This is a genomic window from Nocardioides sp. zg-1230, assembly GCF_013155335.1.
Taxonomy (GTDB): Bacteria; Actinomycetota; Actinomycetes; order Propionibacteriales; family Nocardioidaceae; genus Nocardioides.
In genome coordinates, this window is the sequence record NZ_JABJQZ010000004.1 from 446,446 (window position 1) to 469,091 (window position 22,646).

23 protein-coding genes are annotated in these 22,646 nt (G+C 72.3%); all 23 read left to right on the forward strand.

All coding sequences use genetic code 11. From position 1 onward, the window contains the following. Positions 1–127 precede the first annotated feature (127 nt). The 23 genes from mraZ (at position 128) to HOO61_RS14140 (ending at position 22,615) form a co-directional block, all read left to right on the forward strand. On the forward strand, positions 128–556 hold the full coding sequence (gene mraZ / locus HOO61_RS14030; RefSeq protein WP_056607086.1) for a division/cell wall cluster transcriptional repressor MraZ: 429 nt from the start codon (positions 128–130) through the stop codon (positions 554–556). Between the two features lie 264 nt (positions 557–820). Continuing rightward, positions 821–982: a hypothetical protein gene (locus tag HOO61_RS14035; RefSeq protein WP_172259393.1), complete on the forward strand. Its 162-nt coding sequence runs from the start codon at positions 821–823 to the stop codon at positions 980–982. A gap of 4 nt (positions 983–986) precedes the next feature. Beyond that, positions 987–1,964, forward strand: a complete 978-nt coding sequence (gene rsmH, locus HOO61_RS14040) for a 16S rRNA (cytosine(1402)-N(4))-methyltransferase RsmH (RefSeq protein ID WP_172259395.1) — start codon at positions 987–989, stop codon at positions 1,962–1,964. Continuing rightward, positions 1,961–2,521, forward strand: a complete 561-nt coding sequence (locus tag HOO61_RS14045; RefSeq protein ID WP_172259397.1) for a hypothetical protein — start codon at positions 1,961–1,963, stop codon at positions 2,519–2,521. Before rsmH ends, HOO61_RS14045 begins: the two co-directional genes overlap by 4 nt. A gap of 92 nt (positions 2,522–2,613) precedes the next feature. After that, a complete protein-coding gene (locus HOO61_RS14050) occupies positions 2,614–4,392 on the forward strand; it encodes a peptidoglycan D,D-transpeptidase FtsI family protein (protein ID WP_367650178.1) in 1,779 nt (592 codons plus the stop codon). A gap of 17 nt (positions 4,393–4,409) precedes the next feature. Further along, a complete protein-coding gene (locus HOO61_RS14055; RefSeq protein ID WP_367650179.1) occupies positions 4,410–5,963 on the forward strand; it encodes a UDP-N-acetylmuramoyl-L-alanyl-D-glutamate--2,6-diaminopimelate ligase in 1,554 nt (517 codons plus the stop codon). Next, the gene (gene murF / locus HOO61_RS14060) at positions 5,960–7,360 is read left to right on the forward strand and encodes a UDP-N-acetylmuramoyl-tripeptide--D-alanyl-D-alanine ligase (RefSeq protein WP_172259399.1); all 1,401 of its coding nucleotides are present in this window, start codon (positions 5,960–5,962) and stop codon (positions 7,358–7,360) included. Before HOO61_RS14055 ends, murF begins: the two co-directional genes overlap by 4 nt. Then, positions 7,357–8,469: a phospho-N-acetylmuramoyl-pentapeptide-transferase gene (gene mraY / locus HOO61_RS14065; RefSeq protein ID WP_172259401.1), complete on the forward strand. Its 1,113-nt coding sequence runs from the start codon at positions 7,357–7,359 to the stop codon at positions 8,467–8,469. The genes murF and mraY overlap by 4 nt, the downstream gene beginning before the upstream one ends. Further along, positions 8,466–10,001 carry a UDP-N-acetylmuramoyl-L-alanine--D-glutamate ligase gene (murD, locus tag HOO61_RS14070; RefSeq protein ID WP_172259403.1) on the forward strand — a complete coding sequence of 512 codons (1,536 nt, stop codon included), beginning with the start codon at positions 8,466–8,468 and terminating at the stop codon, positions 9,999–10,001. Before mraY ends, murD begins: the two co-directional genes overlap by 4 nt. Before the next feature lie 39 nt (positions 10,002–10,040). Further along, on the forward strand, positions 10,041–11,351 hold the full coding sequence (ftsW, locus tag HOO61_RS14075) for a putative lipid II flippase FtsW (protein ID WP_172259405.1): 1,311 nt from the start codon (positions 10,041–10,043) through the stop codon (positions 11,349–11,351). A gap of 11 nt (positions 11,352–11,362) precedes the next feature. Further along, positions 11,363–12,442, forward strand: a complete 1,080-nt coding sequence (gene murG, locus HOO61_RS14080; protein ID WP_172259407.1) for an undecaprenyldiphospho-muramoylpentapeptide beta-N-acetylglucosaminyltransferase — start codon at positions 11,363–11,365, stop codon at positions 12,440–12,442. Continuing rightward, on the forward strand, positions 12,439–13,851 hold the full coding sequence (murC, locus tag HOO61_RS14085; protein WP_172259409.1) for a UDP-N-acetylmuramate--L-alanine ligase: 1,413 nt from the start codon (positions 12,439–12,441) through the stop codon (positions 13,849–13,851). Before murG ends, murC begins: the two co-directional genes overlap by 4 nt. Continuing rightward, entirely contained in the window at positions 13,852–14,715 is an 864-nt protein-coding gene (locus tag HOO61_RS14090; RefSeq protein WP_367650180.1) for a cell division protein FtsQ/DivIB, read from the forward strand. It abuts the gene before it with no gap. Positions 14,716–14,936: 221 nt separating this feature from the next. Continuing rightward, the gene (gene ftsZ, locus HOO61_RS14095; RefSeq protein ID WP_172259411.1) at positions 14,937–16,184 is read left to right on the forward strand and encodes a cell division protein FtsZ; all 1,248 of its coding nucleotides are present in this window, start codon (positions 14,937–14,939) and stop codon (positions 16,182–16,184) included. Then, positions 16,181–16,873 carry a polyphenol oxidase family protein gene (locus HOO61_RS14100; RefSeq protein WP_172259413.1) on the forward strand — a complete coding sequence of 231 codons (693 nt, stop codon included), beginning with the start codon at positions 16,181–16,183 and terminating at the stop codon, positions 16,871–16,873. Before ftsZ ends, HOO61_RS14100 begins: the two co-directional genes overlap by 4 nt. Continuing rightward, positions 16,870–17,568, forward strand: a complete 699-nt coding sequence (locus tag HOO61_RS14105) for a YggS family pyridoxal phosphate-dependent enzyme (RefSeq protein ID WP_172259415.1) — start codon at positions 16,870–16,872, stop codon at positions 17,566–17,568. Before HOO61_RS14100 ends, HOO61_RS14105 begins: the two co-directional genes overlap by 4 nt. 61 nt (positions 17,569–17,629) lie before the next feature. Continuing rightward, on the forward strand, positions 17,630–18,115 hold the full coding sequence (locus HOO61_RS14110; RefSeq protein WP_172259417.1) for a cell division protein SepF: 486 nt from the start codon (positions 17,630–17,632) through the stop codon (positions 18,113–18,115). A gap of 14 nt (positions 18,116–18,129) precedes the next feature. Next, positions 18,130–18,423, forward strand: a complete 294-nt coding sequence (locus HOO61_RS14115; RefSeq protein WP_172259419.1) for a YggT family protein — start codon at positions 18,130–18,132, stop codon at positions 18,421–18,423. A gap of 104 nt (positions 18,424–18,527) precedes the next feature. Then, the gene (locus tag HOO61_RS14120) at positions 18,528–19,289 is read left to right on the forward strand and encodes a DivIVA domain-containing protein (RefSeq protein WP_172259421.1); all 762 of its coding nucleotides are present in this window, start codon (positions 18,528–18,530) and stop codon (positions 19,287–19,289) included. A gap of 156 nt (positions 19,290–19,445) precedes the next feature. Further along, complete coding sequence (locus HOO61_RS14125) at positions 19,446–20,447, forward strand: TraR/DksA C4-type zinc finger protein (protein ID WP_172259423.1); 1,002 nt, start codon at positions 19,446–19,448, stop codon at positions 20,445–20,447. Next, positions 20,420–20,992: a signal peptidase II gene (gene lspA, locus HOO61_RS14130; RefSeq protein ID WP_172259425.1), complete on the forward strand. Its 573-nt coding sequence runs from the start codon at positions 20,420–20,422 to the stop codon at positions 20,990–20,992. The genes HOO61_RS14125 and lspA overlap by 28 nt, the downstream gene beginning before the upstream one ends. Beyond that, on the forward strand, positions 20,989–21,927 hold the full coding sequence (locus HOO61_RS14135) for an RluA family pseudouridine synthase (protein ID WP_172259427.1): 939 nt from the start codon (positions 20,989–20,991) through the stop codon (positions 21,925–21,927). The genes lspA and HOO61_RS14135 overlap by 4 nt, the downstream gene beginning before the upstream one ends. Next, on the forward strand, positions 21,917–22,615 hold the full coding sequence (locus HOO61_RS14140; protein WP_172259429.1) for a GNAT family N-acetyltransferase: 699 nt from the start codon (positions 21,917–21,919) through the stop codon (positions 22,613–22,615). The genes HOO61_RS14135 and HOO61_RS14140 overlap by 11 nt, the downstream gene beginning before the upstream one ends. Positions 22,616–22,646: the final 31 nt, after the last annotated feature.

The following is a 22,646-nucleotide window of genomic DNA, read 5'->3' on the forward strand; positions in this document are numbered from 1 at the left end:
CGCGACGGGACGGGCGAAATTCGTGCGTGAAACACGCGCGATCTGGTTGACGGTGGAGCGAAGTGGAGTACTGTGGGGCGAAGTGGGGGACAGGGTCGATCTGCCCGCCGAGCAGGGGAGGTGCCGGATGTTCTTCGGCACCTACACGCCCAAGCTCGACGAGAAGGGCCGGCTCTTCCTCCCGGCGAAGTTCAGGGACGAGCTGACGGAGGGACTCGTGGTGACCAGGGGGCAGGAGCGCTGCCTCACCGTCTGGTCGCTGGAGGACTTCGGGAGGCTCACCGACCGGCTCCGCGAGGCGCCGGTCACGCAGAAGAACACCCGTGACTACGTCCGCATGCTGTTCGCCGCCGCCAGCCAGGAGGTGCCGGACAAGCAGGGACGGATCAACATCCCGGCACCACTGCGGGAGTACGCCTCGCTCCGCAAGGAGTGCGTCGTCATCGGATCGATGAACCGGATCGAGATCTGGGACCCGACCGCCTGGGCGACCTACTCCGAGGAGCAGGAGCAGAAGTTCTCCGAGCTCAGCGACGAGGTCTTCCCCGGCATCTGAGCAGCGACCACCAGCACCACCCGACAACTCCACAGCTGACATCGCGACCCGTATCACCAGGTCTCGAGCCCGCTCCTCGCGTGGCCATCTGGGGCACTTCCCCGGCACCAGAGGGCTTCCTTTCCCCATCAGGGGAGCGGGCAGGGACCTGGTGCGGCGGCTCGCCCCGTGCCACCTGGCGGGGAGTGTCAGCCGCACCGCCAACCCAGAAGAACCCAGCAGCAGCACCAGTCAGCATCCGCAGCAACCAGTGGGGTCGAGACCATGAGCACCACCCAGCCCGTGGGGCGCGCAGCAGCGGCACCGCCGCTGCGGGTGCGCGACCAGGCGCGCGAGGCGGCTGCCCTGATCGCGTTCTCGGCCGCCACGGCGTGCGGCCTGGCACTGGCCCTGCTGCTGCTGACCCGCCTGGGCTCCCAGGGCTGAGCAGATGACGACTCCTCGCCACGCCCCGGTGCTCCTCGACCGGGTCGTCGCCCTGCTGGCCCCTGCTCTCGAGGCACCCGGCTCGGTCTACGTCGACTGCACGCTCGGCCTCGGAGGCCACAGCGAGGCGGTCCTCGAGCGCCTCCCGCAGGCCCGGGTCATCGGCATCGACCGCGACCCGACCGCCCTCGAGATGTCCCGCGAGCGGCTCGCGCCGCACGGCGACCGCTTCACCGCCGTGCACGCCGTGTACGACGAGCTGCCCGAGGTGATCGGCTCACTGGGCCTCGACCACGTCGACGCCGTGTTCTTCGACCTCGGGGTCTCCTCGATGCAGCTCGACGTCCGTGACCGGGGCTTCGCCTACGCCGAGGACGCACCGCTCGACATGCGGATGGACCCGACCACCGGTCGGACAGCGGCCGACCTGCTCAACACGGCCACCGCCCAGGAGCTGACCCGCATCCTGCGCGAGTACGGCGAGGAGAAGTTCGCCAGCAGGATCGCCCGCGAGATCGTCCGCCGGCGCGAGGCCACGCCCTTCTCCACCAGCGCCGACCTCGTCGAGCTGCTCTACGCGACGATCCCCGCGCCGGCGCGGCGTACGGGCGGGCACCCGGCCAAGCGCACGTTCCAGGCCCTGCGGATGGCGGTCAACGACGAGCTCGCCGTCCTGCGGCGGGCCATCCCGGCCTCCATCGAGTCCATCGGGGTCGGGGGCCGCGTGGTGGTGGAGTCGTACCACTCGCTCGAGGACCGTCTGGTCAAGCGGGCGTTCGCCGACGCCACCCGGCTCGACGTGCCGCCGGACCTGCCGTTCGTCCCGGAGGGCGCCGAGCCCGCCCTGCGGCTCGTCACCCGCGGGGCCGAGCAGGCCGACGAGCACGAGATCGCCGAGAACCCCCGAGCTGCCTCCGTCCGCCTGCGCGCCGTGGAGCGCGTCCTCCCGTCCTCTCCCTCTTCCCCAGGAGTCGCCCGATGAGCAGTCCCGCCCTGCAACCCCGGACCCGGGTCACGCGCATCGCCCAGGAGGCAGTCGACAAGGCGCGCCTCACCGTGGTCCCCAGGGTGCGGACCCGCGCGCCGCGTGTGCCGTTCATGACGCTCGTGAGCCTGGTCCTCGTCGGCGGCATCGTCGGGCTCCTGCTCTTCAACACCTCCATGCAGCAGGCGTCGTTCACCGCGTCGGCGCTCGAGACCGAGGCCGACACCCTCGCCGCCCGCGAGCAGACGCTGCGGATGGAGCTCGACGAGCTCCGTAACCCGCAGCGCGTGGCCACCGAGGCGCAGGCCATGGGCATGGTGATCCCGTCGGCGCCGGTGTTCCTCGACCTCGAGACCGGCAAGACGGTCGGGGTCCGGACGCCGGCCACCCGGGAGAACGCCATCCAGCTGCAGCCGCCGGCGCCGATCAAGCCGGCGGTCCTCGCGCCCGAGCCGACGTACGTCGAGGTGCCCGCCGCACCCACCGTCGAGGAGCAGCCGGTGACGGACCCCGGGGCGACGAGCGCCAAGCCGCGGAAGAACCGCAACCGCTGACGGCGCGGTCACGCCGTTCCACGACGTCGCACACCTAGATTGTCGAGCAGGTCGGGCCCAGCAGGGGACCGTCCGGAAAACGAGGGACACCAGTGCCGAGCACCCGCGCCACCGGCAAGCGCGGCGCCTCACGGGGCGCACCGATGCTGCGACTGCGCATCGGGTTCGTCCTCATCGCGATGGTCCTCTCCTTCTTCGGCGCCCGGCTCGTCCAGCTCCAGGGCGTCGACCCGCGCTCCTACGCCGTCCGCGCGGCTGCCGAGGGTGCGGTGCGGCTCCCCCTCGTCGCCGAGCGGGGCGACATCCTCGACCGCAACGGCGTGCCCCTCGCCGACTCCGTCAAGGGCAAGATGGTCATCGCCGACCCCGACCTGACGGCCGACCGGGCGCCCGAGCTCGCCCGCCTGCTCTCCGACCGGCTCTCGGTCGACTACTTCAAGACCCTCACGGCGCTGCGCGGGCGCAAGGAGGGCAGCCGCTACGAGTACGTCGCCCGGCGGGTGCCCAGCACCCTGGCCGGCGACACGCTCGCGGCCCTCGAGGAGGCCGGCTTCACGGGCATCAGCCTCCAGGACGACCCGATCCGCTCCTACCCCTCGGGTGACGTCGCCGCGAACCTGCTCGGCTACATGGGCACCGACGAGCCGCTCGGCGGCTTCGAGCGCACCTTCGACGAGCAGCTGGCCGGCGTCGACGGCGAGGCGACCTGGCAGTCCAACTCCGGCAAGGGCGTCCGGATCCCGCTGCGCGAGAGCACGCTCAAGGCCGCGCAGAACGGCGCGCCGCTGCGCACCACCATCGACCGCGACCTCCAGTGGTTCACCCAGAAGGTGCTCGCCCAGTCGGTGCGGCAGTACCGCGCCGAGAGCGGCGCCGCGGCGGTCATGGACACCCGCACCGGGGAGATCCTCGCGCTCGCCGACGTGCCGACCTTCGACGCCAACGCGCCGACCGAGGCCGACCAGGACGACCTCGGCTCGCGTGCGATGAGCGACACCTACGAGCCCGGCTCGGTGGAGAAGGTGCTCACCGCGGCCTCGCTCATCGACGCCGGCAAGGCGTTCCCGCGCCAGCGGTTCAAGGTGCCGCCCAACCTCGCGCGCCAGGACCGGGTGATCGGCGACTGGTTCGACCACGGCACCATCCGGCTCACGCTGGCGGGCATCATCGCCAAGTCGTCCAACATCGGCACCGTGCTCGCCGCCGACGCGTTCTCGCCGGTCGAGCTGGTGACCTACCTGCAGAAGTTCGGCCTCGGCCAGCGCACCGACGTCGGCGTGCGTGGCGAGACCCCGGGCATCCTCACGCCGGGCGAGGCGATGACCTCGCAGACCAAGGACCGCGTCGCCTTCGGCCAGTCCCTGTCGGTCAACGTCGCCCAGATGACGGCGGCCGTCAACACGATCGCCAACGGCGGCGTGCGGGTCTCCCCGAGCCTCGTCTCCGGGTCGGCCGTCACCGACGACGGGGTCACCGTCGGCACCGATGTGGCCACCCGCACGCGGGTCGTCAGCAAGCAGGCAGCCCGCGCGACCGCGCGGATGATGGAGAAGGTCGTCGACCCGGAGGACGGCGTCGCGCCCCGTGCGCAGGTGCCCGGCTACCTCGTCGCGGGCAAGACCGGCACCGCCCAGCGCGTCGCCAGCGACGGCTCGGGCTACGACGGCAGCACCTCGGTGTCCTTCGGCGGGTTCGCGCCGGCCGACGACGCCCGGTTCACCGTCTACGTCGTGGTCCACGCACCCAAGGTCGACGGGGGCGGTGGCTCGATCGCCGGTCCCGTCTTCTCCCGGATCATGGGCTACGTCCTGGGCCGCTACGGCGTCGAGCCGACCAACGGCACGCCGTCCCGCCTGCCCGTCGAGTGGTGACTCGATACGCTCGGCCGGTGCACGAGCCTGTGAGTGCGACGCGGCCGCAGCGGCCCCCGTCGACCCCGGCGACCGAGCTCGCCCAGTGGCTCTCGGCCGTCACCGAGGTGACCGTGCGGGGCGACCTCGGCGTCGCCGTCTCCGGCATCTCGCTGAGCACCGCACGTGTCCGTCCCGGTGACCTGTACGCCGCCCTGCCCGGCGCGCGCGCCCACGGTGCGGACTTCGCGGCGCAGGCCGTCGCGGCCGGCGCCGTCGCCGTGCTGACCGACCAGGCAGGCCTCGACCGCCTGCCCGAGGGCACCCCCGCCGTCGTGGTGCCCGACCCCCGCCGCGTGCTCGGTCGCCTCGCCGCGCGGATCTACGGAGAGCCGGCGACCGGCCTGCGCGTCGTCGGCGTCACCGGCACCCAGGGCAAGACGACCACCACCCGCGTGCTGGAGCAGGGACTCACCGAGGCCGGGATCACCTCGGCCGTCATCGGCACGGTCGGCACCCGGATCGCGGGGGAGGACGTGAAGACCCAGCTCACGACGCCGGAGGCGCCCGACCTGCACGGCCTGTTCGCGGTGATGCGCGAGCGGGGTGTCGACACGTGCGCGATGGAGGTCTCCAGCCACGCCCTCGTGCTCGGCCGGGTCGACGGCGTGGTCTTCGACGTCGCGACCTTCCTCAACCTCGGTCGTGACCACCTCGACTTCCACACGGACCTCGACGACTACTTCGCTGCCAAGGCGAGCCTCTTCACCCCGGAGCGCGCGCGGGTCGGGCTGACCAACGTCGATGACGAGTTCGGCCGGCGCCTGCTCGACGTCGCCGGCATCCCGATGTCGACGTACTCCTCGCGCGGCGCCGACGCCGACTGGCGGGCGGTGGACGTCGACCTCACCGCGGGTGGCGCGACGTTCACGGTCCTGGGGCCCGGCGTCGAGCTGCGGGCCGAGGTCCACGTCCCGGGCGAGTTCAACGTCTCCAACGCGCTGGCCGCGATCGCCTCGGCCGCCCTCGCCGGGCTCGACGCCCGGCAGGTGGCCGACGGCATCGCCCGCGTGGGCGGGGTGCCCGGCCGGCTGGAGCAGGTCTCCGCCGGGCAGGACTTCACCGTGGTCGTCGACTACGCCCACAAGCCCGACGCGCTCGAGGCCGTGCTCGCCACCCTGCGCCCGCTCACCGCCGGCCAGGTCGTGGTCGTGGTGGGCGCGGGCGGTGACCGCGACACCGTGAAGCGTCCGGTGATGGGTGAGATCGCCGCGCGGCTGGCCGACGTCGTGGTGGTCACCGACGACAACCCCCGCACGGAGGATCCCGCGTCGATCCGCGCCGCCGTCCTGGCCGGCGCGCGTGGCCCCGCAGAGGTCGTCGAGGTCGGCGACCGGCGGCTCGCCATCCGTGAGGCCCTGCGTCGGGCGCGGCCCGGCGACGTCGTGCTGATCGCCGGCAAGGGTCACGAGTCCGGCCAGGAGGTCGGCGACGTCGTCCACCCCTTCGACGACCGGGTCGTCGCAGCGGAGGAGGTCGCGACGCTGGCCGCGGGACACGACGGAGCGGACCGGTCCGGGAGCAGCGCATGATCGAGATGACCCTCGACGAGATCGCCGCCGTGGTCGGCGGCACCGCCCACGGCGAGGCGGTGGTCAGCGGGGGCGCATTCGTCGACACCCGTACGCCGGAGGAGGGCGGGCTGTTCGTCGCGATCGCCGGCGAGCGCGTCGACGGCCACGACCTCGCAGCCGCCGCCGGCGCGGCCGGTGCTGCCGCGGTGCTGGGCAGCCGACCCACCGACCTGCCCACCGTCGTGGTCGCGGACGCCACCGCGGCGCTGGGGCTGCTCGCCCGCCACGTCATCGACCGGCTGCCCGACACGGTGGTGCTCGCGATGACCGGTTCCCAGGGCAAGACGGGCACCAAGGACTACCTCGCCCACGTGCTGTCGGAGGCCGGGCCGACGATCGCCACGCGCGGCAACTTCAACAACGAGCTCGGCGTGCCGCTGACCGTGCTGCGGGCGACGCCCGACACCCGTTACCTCGTCGTCGAGATGGGCGCGCGCGGCGTGGGCCACGTCGCCGAGCTCTGCGCGATCGCGCCGCCGCGCGTCGCCGCGGTGCTCAACGTCGGCACGGCGCACATCGGCGAGTTCGGCAGCCGCGAGGCGATCGCAGTGGCCAAGGGCGAGATCGTCGAGGCGCTCCCCGCCGACGGCACCGCCGTGCTCAACGCCGATGACGACCTCGTGGCCGCGATGGCCCCGCGCACCGTCGCGCAGGTGGTCACCTTCGGGGAGGCCACGGACGCTCGCACTCCCGACGTCGCCGTCAGCGAGGTCACCACCGACGAGCTGGGCCGCCAGTCCTTCGAGCTGGCCCATCGCGGCTCCGGCGCCACCGTCCACCTCGCCCAGGTCGGCGCCTTCCAGTGGCGCAACGCCGCCGCTGCCGCCGCCATGGCCCTCGCGGCCGGGCTCGACCTCGACACCGTCGCCGACTCGCTCGCCGACGCCGTCCCGGCGAGCCGCTGGCGCATGGAGCTGGCCGAGCGCCCCGACGGTCTCGTCGTGCTCAACGACGCCTACAACGCCAATCCCGAGTCGATGTGCGCCGCGCTCGAGACGCTCGCGGGCATCGGCGCGCGCACAGGACGGCGTACGGTCGCCGTGCTGGGCCAGATGCTCGAGCTCGGCGACGGCGCGGCCGAGGCCCATCGCTCGGTCGGGGCCTACGCCGCCCGCGCGGGCGTCGACGTGCTGCTCGCCGTGGGCGACGACGCGGCGGGGATTGCCGAGGGCTTCGACGCTGTCGGGAGTGGGGGAGTGAGCACCACCACGGCGGGGCGTGACGAAGCCGCTGAGTGGCTGCGGCACAATGTCTCGGCTGCTGATGTCGTCCTGGTGAAGGCATCGCGGGGGGCGGCGCTGGAACTGATCGCCGACGACCTCACCGGGAGCGGCAAGGAAGGAAGCACCGCATGAGAGCCATCCTGTTCGGAGGAGGACTCTCCCTGCTGATCTCCCTGCTCGGCACGCGCTACGCGATCAGGTTCTTCACCCGGCAGGGATTCGGCCAGCCGATCCGCGACGACGGTCCCACCACCCACCACGTCAAGCGCGGCACGCCCACCATGGGCGGGGCGGTGATCATCCTCGCCACGGTGATCGGCTACTTCGCGGCCAAGCTGATCACCCAGACGGCACCGACCGCCTCGGCGCTGCTGCTGCTGTTCCTGCTGGTGGGCATCGGTGCGGTGGGCTTCCTCGACGACTTCCTCAAGGTCAGCCGACAGCACAACCTCGGCCTGCGCAGTCGCGCCAAGATGATCGGCCAGACCGTCGTCGGGCTGGTCTTCGGGTTCCTCGCGCTGTCCCCGGCCCTCGAGGACGACCGCGGGTGGCGACCGGCGTCCAACCACCTGTCCTTCATCCGCGACTACGAGGGCTTCGCGCTCCCGACCGGCCTGGCGATCCTGCTCATCTGGCTCATCGTCACCGGGGCCAGCAACGCGGTGAACCTCGCCGACGGGCTCGACGGACTCGCAGCGGGCGCCTCGATCCTCGTCTTCGCCGCCTACACGCTGGTCAACATCTGGCAGAACAGCCAGTCGTGCGCGCTGGAGGCCGGGCCCAAGTGCTACGAGGTCCGCGACCCGCTCGACCTCGCCGTCGTCGCCGCGGCGATCACCGGCGCCTGCTTCGGTTTCCTGTGGTGGAACGCCTCGCCCGCCCAGATCATGATGGGCGACACCGGGTCACTCGCGCTGGGCGCAGCCATGGCCGGCTTCGCGATCATGACGCGCACCGAGCTGCTGCTGGTGATCATCGGCGGCCTGTTCGTCGCGATCACCCTCTCGGTGATGATCCAGGTCTCCGTCTTCAAGCTCAGCCGCGCGAGCGGACTGGTGCGGTCGGTCTTCAAGATCCAGCCCGGGCACCGCGTCTTCCGGATGACGCCGCTGCACCACCACTTCGAGATGCTCGGCTGGGAGCAGGTGACGATCGTGATCCGCTTCTGGATCGTCACCGGTCTCGCCGTCGCCACCGGCCTCGGCATCTTCTACGCCGAGTGGGTCGCCGGCATCGGATGAACAACCCACACGTCGACATCGACTCACTCGGCCGCAGCAGCGACTGGTCCGGCGTACGCGTCGTCGTCGCGGGGTTCGGCGTCTCCGGCTTCGCGGCCGCCGACAACCTGCTCTTCCTCGGCGCGCAGGTCACGGCGCTCGACGAGTCCACGAGCGAGGAGAAGGCGGAGAAGGCGCAGCTCCTCGAGACGCTGGGTGCGACCGTCCGGCTCGAGCCGGGCGCGACCGGGGTGCTGCCCGACGACGTCGACCTCGTCGTCACCTCCCCCGGCTGGAGGCCCACCGCGCCGCTCCTCGCGCAGGCCGTCGAGCGTGGCATCCCCGTGTGGGGCGAGGTCGAGCTGGCCTGGCGGCTGCGCAACCCCGAGAACCCTGCTCCGTGGCTCGCCGTCACCGGCACCAACGGCAAGACCACGACGGTGCAGATGCTCGAGTCCATCCTCACCGCGGCCGGGCTCCGCGCCGTCGCGGTCGGCAACGTCGGCCTGCCGATCGTCGAGGCGGTGATGGACCCCGAGCCCTACGACGTCATGGCCGTCGAGCTCTCCAGCTTCCAGCTCCACTACACGCAGTCGATGGCCGCGGAGTCGGCCGTGGTGCTCAACATTGCCGAGGACCACCTGGACTGGTACGAGGACGAGCCGGGGGCGGGCGTCGAGCCGGGCGCCCGGTCCGGCATGGAGGTCTACGCCGCCGACAAGGCGCGCATCTACGACGGCGTCCAGCGCGCCTGCGTCTACAACCTCGCCGACCCCGCCACCGAGGAGATGGTCCGGGAGGCCGACGTCCTCGACGGCGCCCGCGCGGTCGGCTTCACCCTCGGCACGCCGGCTCCGGGCAACCTCGGCGTCGTCGAGGACCTCCTCGTCGACCGGGCGTTCATCGAGGAGCGGGCGACCAGCGCCGCCGAGCTCTGCACGCTGGGCGACCTCGCCTCGCCCGCTCCCCACTTCGTCGCCAACGCACTGGCGGCCGCTGCGCTGGCCCGCGCCCACGGCGTCAGCCAGCAGGCGGTGCGCGACGGCCTGCGCGCCTTCCGCCCCGACGGCCACCGCATCGCCCGTGTCGCCGAGGCCGCCGGCGTCTCGTGGATCGACGACTCCAAGGCCACCAACCCCCACGCCGCCCAGTCCTCGCTGTCCGCCTACGACGACGTCGTCTGGGTCGCGGGCGGGCTCGCCAAGGGTGCCCGGTTCGACGAGCTCGTCACCGCGGTGCGTGGGCGCCTGCGCGGGGTCGTGCTGCTCGGACGCGACCGGCAGGTCGTCGCCGACGCACTTTCGCGACACGCGCCCGATGTGCCGGTCATCGATGTGGGCGCCGACGAGACTGGGGATCCGATGGAGCGCGTGGTCGACGCGGCCGCCGGGCTCGCCAGGTCCGGTGACACGGTGTTGCTCGCGCCGGGGTGCGCCTCCATGGACATGTTCGCCAACTACGGCGCCCGCGGCGACGCGTTCGCGGCAGCCGTCCACGCACACATCGCCCGCACCAGCCAGCCCGACACGAACGACCAGCCCGACAGCGACTAGCCGCCACCGACACCCATTGACCCGAGGGGAGCCGCGACGATGACCACCGCGAACCCCGGAGGAGTGGGGCTGGACGTCGACCCGGGCCCGTCCCGCGACACTCAGCAGGACCACGGCGGCGGGACGACCGGGGCCGGCCGTGCGCCGTTGGGGTCGGGACTCGTCGCGGGCCTGCGCTCGGTCCGCGAGGCCCTCGACAAGCCGCTCGCGTCCTACTACCTGCTGCTCGGGTCGTCGGCCCTGCTGCTCACCATCGGCCTGATCATGGTGCTCAGCGCGTCCAGCGTGCGGTCCTACCTCACCTACGACGACTCCTACGCCGTGGTGAAGCGCCAGCTGCTGTGGGTCGCGATCGGGCTGCCCGCAGCGTGGGTGGCCTCCCGGATCCCGGTGCGGCACGTCCGCAGGCTCGCCTACCCGGGCTTCCTGGTGGCCCTCGTGCTGCTCGGCCTGGTCGCCCAGTTCGGCGTGGTGGTCAACGGCAACAAGAACTGGCTCGCCCTCGGCCCGGTCAACATCCAGCCCGCCGAGATCGCCAAGCTGGCGATCGTGCTGTGGGCCGCCAACATCTACGCCCACAAGGAGCGGCGGCTGCGCGAGCTGCACCACCTCCTGGTGCCGGTCGTGCCCGGGCTCTTCGCCGTCATCACGCTCGTGCTGGTCGGTCGTGACCTCGGCACCGCGATGGTGCTCGCGGCCATCCTCCTGGGGATGCTGTGGGTGGTCGGGGCGCCGCTGCGGCTCTTCGGGCTCAGCCTGTCGGTGCTCGGCGTCGCCGCTGTCGCCCTGGCGGCCACCGACCCGGAGCGCCTCGAACGCATCACCCACTTCACCGACCCGTTCAAGGACTACACCGACGCCGGCTGGCAGCCGGCCCACGGCCTCTACGCCCTGTCGAGCGGCGGCTGGTTCGGCCAGGGCATCGGCGCCTCGACCCAGAAGTGGGGCGACCTGCCCGAGGCGCACACCGACTTCATCTTCGCGGTGCTGGGGGAGGAGCTCGGTCTCGTCGGCACCCTGCTCGTCATCGCGCTGTTCTTCACCATCGCCTACGCCGCCGTCCGCGTCGCCCTCAGCACCGAGGACCCGTTCGTCCGCTACGCCACCTTCGGCATCGTGGTCTGGCTGCTCGGCCAGATGATGATCAACGTCGGCATGGTGCTCGCCGTCCTGCCGGTCATCGGCATCCCGCTCCCGATCGTGTCCTACGGCGGATCGGCGCTGCTGCCCTCGCTCGTGGCCCTCGGCCTGGTGATCGGCTTCGCGCGCCGCGAGCCCGAGGCCGCGGCCGCGCTGGCGGCGCGCCGACGCAACCGCTCCGCCGGTCTGTCCGCGGGTCCCGCTCGCTAGATTTGCCCCCGATGCGCGTACTTCTCGCCGGCGGCGGCTCCGCCGGCCACACCTCGCCCCTGCTCGCCACTGCCGACGCCCTGCGCCGGCTCGACCCGGTGACCGAGGTCACCTGCCTCGGCACCCGCGAAGGGCTCGAGGCGCGCCTCGTCCCCGAGGCCGGCCTCCCGCTCGAGGTCGTGCCCCGCGTCCCGCTCCCGCGCCGCCCCGGCGCCGACCTGCTGCGTACGCCGTCCCGCCTGCGCGCCGCGCGCGCGGCGGCGCTCGAGGTGGTCGACCGGGTGCGCCCGGACGTGGTCGTCGGCTTCGGCGGCTACGTCTCGGTCCCCGCCTACCTCGCCGCCCGCAAGCGCGGCCTGCCCCTCGTGGTCCACGAGGGCAACGCGATCCCCGGCATCGCCAACAAGCTCGGCGCCCGCATGACGAGCCACGTCGCCACCAGCTTCCCCGGCACCGACCTCCCGCACGCGGTGTGCACCGGCCTGCCGATCCGGCGGCTCATCTCCACGATGGACCGGGGTGCGCTGCGGACCGAGGCCCTGGCCACCTTCGGGCTGCGCGACGACCTCCCGACCCTGATGGTCACCGGCGGCTCGCAGGGAGCCGCACGGATCAACGCGGCCGTCTCGGGGGCGGCGCCCGCCCTCGCCGCGGCAGGCGTGCAGGTGCTGCACGTCGTCGGACCCAAGCACGAGCTCAGCGTCACGTCGGGCGACGTGCCCTACGTCGTGCTCAACTACGTCGACCGGATGGACCTCGCCTACGCCGCCGCCGACGTCGTGCTGTGCCGCGCGGGCAGCAACACCGTCACCGAGGTGTCCGGCGTGGGGCTGCCGGCGGTCTACGTCCCGCTGCCGATCGGCAACGGTGAGCAGGCGCTCAACGCGCGCCCCGTCGTCGACGCCGGTGGCGGGCTGCTCGTCTCCGACGCCGCCCTGACCCCCGAGTGGGTCGCAGCCAGCGTCCCGGGACTGCTCCACGACACCGAGCGGCTCGCCACCATGGGGGCCGCGGCCACCGGCGTGATCCCGCTCGACGCCGACGAGAAGCTCGCCCGGATGATCCTCGACGCAGGAGGCGCACGCGCGTGAGGATCCCGGTCCCCGACGAGGTGCTGCCCGCCGCCGAGCTCGGACGGGTGCACTGCGTCGGCATCGGCGGAGCCGGCATCTCCGCGATCGCCCGCATCCTGGCCCAGCGCGGCGTCACGGTCACCGGCAGCGACGACCACGACACGCCGTTCCTGCCCGCGCTGCGCGAGCTCGGGGTGGTGTGCCACCTCGGCTACGACGCCGCGCACGTCGGTGACGCTGACACGCTCGTCGTGACGACCGCGGCCCGCGAGGACAACCCCGAGGTGCTCGAGGCCCGTCGGCGCGGCCTGCGGATCCTGCCGCGTTCGGCCGGGCTCGCCGCGGTCATGGCCGGCTCACGCGTCCTCGCCGTGGCCGGCACCCACGGAAAGACGACGACCACGGGCCTGCTCACCTCGGCGCTCCTCGCGGCCGGGGTCGATCCGTCGTACGCCGTCGGTGGCGTGCTGACCGCCACCGGCCGCAACGCCGACGCCGGGGCCGACGACCTGTTCGTCGCCGAGGCAGACGAGAGCGACGGCGCGTTCCTGCACTACCGGCCGCACGCCGCGATCGTCACGAACGTCGAGGCCGACCACCTCGACAACTGGGGCACCGAGGAGGCCTACCACCGCGCCTTCGACGACTTCGCCGACACCGTCGACCGCGACGGCTTCCTGGTCTGCGTGGTCGACGACCCGGGTGCCGCACGGCTCGCCGGGCTCGCCCGCGAGCGCGGCCTCGACATCGTGACGGTGGGGGAGTCGCCCGAGGCCGACGTGCGCGTGCGCGACCTCACCCTCGACGGCTCCACCTCGTCGTGCCGGGTCACCCGCGACGGCGAGGACCTCGGCGAGCTGCGCCTGCGCATCCCAGGTCGCCACTACGTCCTCGACGCGGTCGCCGCACTGGCGATGGGCCTGCGGCTCGACCTGCCCTTCGGCGCCCTGGCCGAGGGCCTCGGCGGCTTCACCGGCACGGGACGCCGGATGGAGCTCAAGGGCGAGGTGGACGGTGTGCGCGTCTACGACTCCTACGCCCACCACCCGGTCGAGATCCGCGGCGACCTCGAGGCGGCCCGCGCGCTCGCCGGCGAGGGCCGCGTCGTCGCTGCCTTCCAGCCCCACCTCGTCTCACGCACCCGGATCTTCGGCGAGGCGATGGGGCGCGAGCTCGGCGCCGCCGACGAGGTCGTCGTGCTCGACGTCTACGTCGCCCGCGAGGACTCCGACCCGGAGGTCACGGGCCTGCTCGTCGCCGACGCCGTCCCGCTGCCCGTCCAGCACGTGACCTACGTCGACGGGCTGGGTGCCGCCGCCCAGGCGCTCGCCGAGCGCGCGCGACCGGGTGACCTGGTGATCACCCTCGGGGCGGGCGACATCACGGGCGTCGGGCCACGGGTCCTCGACCTGCTCGGGGGTGGCTGAGTGGACCGCGAGACGCCGGAGCGGGGCGAGCGCGGCGTGGCCGCGACCACGAGCACCGGCATCGGCCGTGAGGCGGTCCACGACGGCCCACGCGAGCCGAGCAGGCAGGACGCCAGGCAGGCGGCCCGGCAGAAGAGGGCGGCGCGCCGGACGCGCCGTCGCTTCGCGCGGCGGCAGTGGGCCCGTCGCTGGTTGTCCCTGCGCTACGTCCTGGCGCTGCTGCTGGTCGTGGCCCTGCTGGGCACGTCGATCCACCTGGTCTTCTTCTCGACCAGGTTGCAGGTCAAGCGGGTCGAGGTCGTCGGCAACAGCCTGCTGAGCGACGGTCGGGTCCGCGAGGTCGCCGACGTCCCGGTGGGGGAGCAGCTCGCGCTCGTCGACCTCGGCCGGGCCGATGCCCGCGTCGGCTCGCTCGCCGAGGTGGAGTCCGTCGACGTGACCCGCACCTGGCCCGACGCCGTACGCATCTCGGTGGTCGAGCGGACCGCGGTGGCGGTGGTGGAGCTCGCCGGGAGGCTGCGCGGCCTCGACGCCGACGGGGTCGTGTTCCGCGACTACGAGACCGTCCCCCGGCAGATGCCGCGCGTGCGGCCCGGGTCCAACGCCGGCACCGACGCGCTGCGCGAGGCGGCCACCGTGGTCAGCGCGCTGCCGCAGGACCTCGTCACGCGGGTCGACCACGTCGAGGTCGCCACCGTCGACCAGATCACCCTCGTCATGCGCGACCAGCGCCAGGTGCTGTGGGGGAGCGCGGAGGAGTCGGAGCTGAAGGCCGAGGTGGTCGACAAGCTGCTGGCCGCCCAGAAGGCGCCGTACTACGACGTCAGCGTCCCGGGGAACCCGACCTACCGCACGACGCCCTGACCTCGCGACACACGCCGCGGCAGAAATTCTTTGCCGACATGCCGTCCTTGGGCGTGTCCGCCGGTGATCGGTGCCGCTCGGTGCCTACTGTCTGGCGAAAGGCGAGGTTGACATAACTATAACCCTCAGGCTCACGGTTAGAGTTCCGCGGGCCGCGGAGGGTGCAGGGACCTCGTCCATCCCCAGACTTCACAGACCCACTCGAGGAAGGCCCCGGAGCCGTGGCAGCAGCGCAGAACTACCTGGCGATCATCAAGGTCGTCGGCATCGGTGGCGGCGGCGTCAACGCCGTCAACCGCATGATCGAGGTCGGCCTCAAGGGCGTCGAGTTCATCGCCATCAACACCGATGCGCAGGCACTCCTGATGAGCGACGCCGACGTCAAGCTCGACATCGGACGTGAGCTCACCCGCGGCCTCGGTGCCGGCGCCAACCCCGACGTGGGCGCCAAGGCCGCCGAGGACCACGCCGACGAGATCGAGGAGGTCATCAAGGGCGCCGACATGGTCTTCGTGACCGCCGGCGAGGGTGGCGGCACCGGCACCGGTGGTGCGCCCGTCGTGGCCCGCATCGCCCGCTCGCTGGGCGCCTTGACGATCGGCGTGGTGACGCGGCCGTTCGCCTTCGAGGGTCGTCGTCGTGCCAACTCGGCGGAGGAGGGCATCAGCCAGCTCCGCGAGGAGGTCGACACCCTCATCGTGATCCCCAACGACCGGCTGCTGTCGATCACCGACCGCAACGTGTCGATCCTCGACGCCTTCAAGCAGGCGGACCAGGTGCTGCTGCAGGGTGTCTCGGGCATCACCGACCTGATCACCACGCCCGGCCTGATCAACCTCGACTTCGCCGACGTGAAGTCCGTGATGGCCAACGCCGGCTCCGCCCTGATGGGCATCGGCTCCGCCCGGGGCGAGGACCGTGCGGTCGCGGCCGCCGAGATGGCGGTCTCCAGCCCGCTGCTCGAGGCCAGCATCGAGGGCGCGCACGGCGTGCTCCTCTCCATCGCCGGCGGCTCCGACCTCGGTCTCTTCGAGATCAACGAGGCCGCCGCGCTCGTCTCGCAGGCAGCGCACGCCGAGGCCAACATCATCTTCGGCGCGACGATCGATGACGCCCTCGGCGACGAGGTGCGGGTCACCGTCATCGCGGCCGGCTTCGACGGCGGCATGCCCAAGCGTCGCTCCGACGGCAACGTGCTGCGCCAGGGCCAGCCCGCGCAGACGCAGGAGCAGACCCGCGCGGCGGCGCAGCAGATCGCCTCGAAGCCACAGGCCCCGGCCCGCAGCGAGCAGGCGTCCCCCCCGGCGCAGGCGACGTTCGCCCCGTCGACCCGCGACGACCGCTCGCAGCCGGCGCCGTCCCAGCAGGGCCAGCCCGCCCAGCAGGCCCAGCAGCCCGCGCCGTCGCGGCCGGCCCGTCAGGTGCAGTTCGACGACGACGACCTCGACGTCCCCGACTTCCTGAAGTGAGGTTCCTCCACCGTGACACCCTGGCCACGGCGCACGGCGCCGTGGCCGTGGGCTTCACCGAGCCCCTGCCGATCATCACCGACGTGGGCCAGGCGCGGGCGACCGTGCTGGCCGACGTCGGCGCGGTGACCGGCAGGACGCCGTGGGTGATGCACCAGGTGCACGGTGCCGACCTGCACGTGGTCGGGGACGACGAGGTCGCCGATCACCCGGTCCTCGACGTGGACGCGCTGGCCACGACGCGCAGCGACGTGGCTCTCATGGCGCGGGCGGCCGACTGCGTGCCCCTGCTGCTCGCGTCGCCCGAGGGGGCCGTCTCGGCGGTGCACGCCGGTCGGCGGGGCCTCGCCCTCGGGGTCGTCCCCGAGGCCGTCAGGTGCCTGCGCGACCTCGGCGCCACCCGGCTGACCGCCTGGGTCGGTCCGCACATCTGCGGGCGGTGCTACGAGGTGCCACAGCCGATGCAGGAAGAGGTGGTCGCGCTGGTGCCTGCCTCACGATCCACCACGTCGTGGGGCACGCCCGCGCTCGACCTCGGGGCAGGCGTGCGTGCGCAGCTCGAGGGGGAGGGTGTCGACGACGTACGCACGGTCGACGCCTGCACGCGCGAGGACGACCGCTGGCCCTCCTACCGCCGCGAGGGCGACGCCGCCCTGCGCTTCGCCGGCGTGGTCTGGAGGGAGTCGTGAGCCGCCCCGACGAGATCGCGGCCAATCTCGACGTCGTACGCCACCGCATCGTCGCCGCGTGCGTCGAGGCCGGTCGTCCGGAGGACGACGTCTCGCTCGTGGTGGTCACCAAGTTCTTCCCTGCCTCCGACGTCCGGCTGCTCGCCGAGATGGGGGTGACCGACGTGGGGGAGAACCGGCACCAGGAGGCCGAGGCGAAGGCCTTCGAGTGCGCCGACCTCGGGCTGCGCTGGCACTTCATCGGCGGCCTCCAGTCCAACAAGGCCGCCGCCGTCGCGTCCTACGCCGACGTGGTGGAGTCGGTCGACCGGCCCAAGCTGGCCGGCCCGCTCGCGCGCGGCGCCCAGGCCCGGGGCCGCGACGTTGACGTGCTGCTCCAGGTCAGTCTCGACCCGCCCGGGGCCGACAACCGTTCCGGGGCGCGCCCCGACGACCTCGCAGACCTCGCGCGGCGCGTCGAGGAGGCCGGCATGCTGCGGCTGCGCGGCCTGATGGCCGTCGCGCCCCTCGGTGAGGACCCCGACGCCGCGTTCGCCAGGCTCGCCGACGTCCGCCAGTCGTTCCTGCACGACCACCCGCAGGCGACCGCGTTGTCCGCGGGGATGAGCGGTGACCTCGAGGCGGCGATCCGCCACGGTGCGACACACGTGCGTGTCGGCTCCGCGGTCCTCGGTGAGAGGCCCACGGTCCAGTAATGTCCACAACAGTCAACAGGTGCCCGGTCCCGGGTGCCAGGTCTAGCGGAGGAACAGTCTCATGAGCGGCGCGATGCGCAAGATCGGCGAGTACCTCGGCCTGCTCGAGGACACCGGCCACTACGACGACTACGACGGTGACACCGAGACCACGACCCACGACGCTGTCGACCAGCGTCCTGCCGTGCGCGAGCGTCGCCCTGCCCCTGTGTCCGACCTCGCCGAGCGCCGTCGACCGGCCTCGGTCCAGACAGGAGTCGTGGCCGAGTTGAGCCGCATCACCACCCTCCACCCCCGCAACTACAACGAGGCCCGTCTCGTCGGTGAGAACTACCGCGACGGCACCCCCGTGATCATGAACCTCAGCGAGATGGACGACAACGACGCCAAGCGCCTCGTCGACTTCGCCGCCGGCCTGATCTTCGCCACGCGCGGGTCCATCGAGCGGGTGACCAACAAGGTCTTCCTGCTCTCGCCCCCCAACGTCGCGGTCTCGGCCGAGGACAAGGAGCGGATCGCCGAGGACGGGTTCTTCAACCAGAGCTGATCCATAATTCAGTCGTGGTGATCTTCGGTTCGATCCTCTGGTACCTCCTCTTCATCTTCATCGGCCTGCTCTGGATCCGGTTCATCGTGGACTGGGTGCAGGTGTTCGCACGCCGGTGGGAGCCGAAGGGCCCGCTGCTCGTGGCGCTGGAAGGTGTCTACTCAGCCACCGACCCGCCGATCGTGGCGCTGCGTCGCGTCGTCCCGCCGCTCCGCATCGGGCAGGTCGCGCTGGACCTGAGCTTCCTGCTGGTGATGGTGGGAGCATGGCTGCTGCTCAACGTGGTCGCGACCATCTTCGGCCTCTAGAACCATCCGTCACACGGGTCACTGTGCCCGGTGGCGTCCCGGGCGCTATTGTCTTCTGACAGCAGAGCCACCGTGATATCGATCGTGAAAGTTTGGGTGAGGTCATGCCGCTGACGCCTGAGGACGTGAGCAACAAGCGCTTTACGCCTGTCCGCCTCCGTGAGGGCTACGACATGGGCGAGGTGGACCAGTTCCTCGACGAGGTCGAGGCCGAGCTCGCCCGGCTGACCAAGGAGAACGACGACCTGCGGGCCAAGCTGTCGGCCGCGCAGTCCGGCGGTCCCTCGACGTCCGCCCCGGCGACGACGTCGTTCGCCCCGGCCGCTCCTGAGCCGGAGCCCGAGCCGGAGCCGGAGCCGGAGCCCCAGCGGGCCGCCCCGGCCCCCGTGGCCGCCGCCGCTCCCGTGCAGACGATGCGCGTCGAGACGGTGCCCGAGGCGTCCAACGCCGCCGCGCGCCTGCTCGAGATCGCGACGCGCAACGCCGACGAGCTCGTCGAGGACGCCAAGAACGAGGCCGACCGCATCGTCGGCGCCGCTCGCACGAAGGCCGAGCGGGTCGAGTCCGAGGCCAAGACCAAGGCCGACCGCATGGAGGCCGACGCCCGTCAGCGTTCGCAGATGCTCGACTCCGAGACCGCCGAGCGCCGCCAGCAGATGTTCGGCGACCTGGAGAAGGAGCGCGACAAGCTCAACAGCGACGTCGAGACCCTCCGCCAGTTCGAGCGCGAGTACCGCTCCCGCCTGAAGACCTACTTCACGCAGCAGCTCGAGGCCCTGGCCAACGGCAGCGAGACACAGGCTCCGGTCGACAGCGGCAACGCGCCCAAGCGCCTCCGCTCGGTCCTCGGCGACGACGAGAACTGACAGCCGCAGCCAGCACAGCAGCGAGAACGACCGCCCCTCGGGGTGGTCGTTCTCGCATTTCGGCGAGCCGAGGTTGGTTCGTCAGGGTGCACCGGCTAGCCTCCCTGCCACCGTGTGGTTCCCGCCACACCTGATGCATGCTGGAGGCCCTCGGAGATGGCTGGCACCACACGCAAGTCCCTGGCCGGCACCGCGGCCGCTGCTGCGAAGCGGGTGATCGGTCGCAAGCGCGCCGCGAGCCCGGACGGGGCCGTGGCCGACGAGGCGCCGGCGAAGAAGGCCGCTGCCAAGAAGGCGCCCGCGAAGAAGTCGGCTGCGAAGAAGGCCCCCGCCAGCACGTCGCCCGCGAAGAAGGCGCCCGCCAAGAAGGTGACTTCGAAGAAGGCGGCCGGCACCAAGAAGGCAGCCGCCACCACGTCGGCCACGAGGAAGGCCGCTGCCACGAAGACGCCTGCGAAGAAGTCGGCTGCGAAGAAGGCCCCGGCCAGCACGTCGCCCGCCAAGAAGGCGCCCGCCACGAAGGCGCCGGTGAAGAAGGCGCCCGCCACGAAGAAGGCGCCTGCCACGAAGTCGGCCGCCGTGAAGGCCCCGGCCGAGAAGTCTCCGCCCGCGAAGGCGACGACGAAGACCACGACGAAGAAGACAGCGGCTGCGAAGGCTGCGCCCACCACCACTCCGACGAAGAAGGCTGCGCCCGTGACGAAGGCCGCTCCGACGCCTGCCAAGAAGGCAGCGCCGGCGAAGAAGGTACGCAAGGCCACTCCCTCCACCCTGGTGGTGCTCGACGGTGAGGACCCCTGGACCAAGGGCGAGCTCAACGAGGTAGTGAAGGAGCTCAAGGAGCACCGCGACCGGCTCGCGGCGATCGTGGGGGAGTCCGAGCAGGAGCTCGCCGGCCTCATGCGCGACGCCGGCGACGGGGCCGGTCACGACCAGGCCGACGTGGGAGCGACGAGCTTCGAGCGCGACCACGAGCTCACCGTCCTGGCCCGCGAGCGGGAGACGCTGGTGCAGATCGAGCGGGCGCTGGCCCACATCGACGACGGCACCTACGGCGTGTGCGACTCCTGCGGCAACCCCGTGGGCAAGAATCGGTTGATGGCGGTGCCGCATGCCACACTGTGCATGTCATGCAAGCAGCGCGAGGAGCGTCGCTGAACCCCAGCGACCATGCCGACCACGTCCCTGCCCGACCCCGCGTCGACGCGCGGCTGGTGTTCGCAGCGGTGGCCCTCGTGGCCTACGGCCTCGACCTGGTCAGCAAGCAGTGGGCGCTGTCCGAGCTGGCCGACGGTGACATCCCGGTCCTCGGCGACTGGTTCACCCTCCACCTGACGTTCAACCCCGGCGCCGCGTTCAGCACCGGCACCGACTTCACCATCGTCTTCACCTGCCTGGCGATGGTCGCGGTCGCGGTCGTGCTGTGGCTCAGCCGACGGATCGCCAGCATCGGCTGGGCGCTCGCCCTCGGCCTGCTCCTCGGTGGTGTGGGCGGCAACCTCACCGACCGGATCGTGCGCGAGCCCGAGCCCTTCCACGGGCACGTCGTCGACTTCCTCATGCTGCCCAACTGGCCGGTCTTCAACATCGCCGACATCTGCATCAACGTCGCGGCCGGCCTGATCATCCTGCAGACCTTCCGGGGCATCTCCCTCGACGGCACCCGCGACTCCGACCGCGGGTCCGAGCGCGAGGCGGCGTGACCACCCACGCCGAGCAGCGCACGGTCCTCGTCCCCGACGGTCTCGCGGGCGAGCGTGTGGACGCCGCGATGGCACGGATGTTCGGCCTCTCACGCACCCGCGCAGCCGACCTCATCGCCCAGGGGCTGGTGCACGTCGACGGCGCGGGCGTCGGCAAGAGCGACCGGGTCCATGCCGGCTCCATGCTCGACGTCACGATCCCGGCCGAGCGCGACCCGCTCGAGGTGAAGGCCGAGGTCGTCGAGGGGATCCGGATCATCCACGACGACGACGCCATCGTGGTCATCGACAAGCCCGTCGGTGTCGCCGTGCACCCCTCGCCCGGCTGGCGCGGGCCGACCGTCGTCGGGCACCTCGCCGGCGCGGGCTACCGGATCTCCACCAGCGGTGCCAAGGAGCGCGAGGGCATCGTCCAGCGCCTCGACGTCGGCACCTCCGGCGTCATGGTCATCGCGAAGTCCGAGCACGCCTACTCCGTGCTGAAGAACGCGTTCCGCCACCGCACGGTCGACAAGACCTACCACGCGCTGGTGCAGGGGCACCCCGATCCGCTCGCCGGCACGGTCGACGCCCCCATCGGCCGCCACCCGCACCACGACTACAAGTTCGCGGTGATGGCCGACGGCCGCCACAGCGTCACCCACTACGAGACGCTCGAGGCGCACCGGTTCGCCAGCCTGCTCGAGGTCCACCTGGAGACCGGGCGCACCCACCAGATCCGGGTGCACATGAGTGCGCTCAAGCACCCCTGCGTGGGCGACCTGACCTACGGTGCCGACCCCACGCTCGCCAAGCGCCTGGGGCTCGAGCGGCAGTGGTTGCACGCCATGCGCCTGGGCTTCGACCACCCGGAGACCGGTGACTACGTCACGTACGAGTCGACCTACCCCGACGACCTCGCGCACGCGCTCGACGTCATCCGCGATGAGCACTGACCTGGTCCTTCGTCCGGCCACCCCCGACGACCTCCCGGCGATCGCCGAGCTGCACCTCGCGGCACGGCACGGCGCGGGTGAGGCGTTCCCTCCGCCGGTGCACCCCGACGAGGAGGCGCGGGCGTGGGTGGCCGGCTGGGACCTGACGGCGTACGACGTCTGGGTGGCCGAGCGCGGGGGCGTGCCGGCCGGCTACGCGCGCTGGACCGCGACCTGGCTCGACGACCTCTACGTCCACCCCGAGCACCAGGGTCACGGCGTCGGGACGGCGCTGTTCGACCTCGTCGCCTCGACCCGCCCCGGTGGCTTCTGCCTGTGGGTCTTCGAGTCCAACACGCCGGCGCGCGCGTTCTACCGCAGGCACGGGTGCCTCGAGCTCGAGCGCACCGACGGGTCGGCCAACGAGGAGCACGCACCCGACATCCGGGTGGCGTGTCCCGGCGCCGATCCGCTGGCCTTCCTCCGCGGCCTGATCGACGAGACCGACCTGGTGCTCGGCGACGTCCTGGCGCGACGTACGGCGCTGACCCGGGCCGTGCAGGCGGTGAAGCCGTCCACCGAGCGCGACGCCGTCCGTGAGGCCGACATCGTCGAGCGGGTGGCCGCCGTGGTGCCCGAGCTCGGCATCGGGCGGGTGGCCCGCATCGTCGACGTCATCATCGCCGAGTCCCTCGACGCCTCCGGCTGACCCGGCCGGGCCCGGGGCTCCACGCGCAACG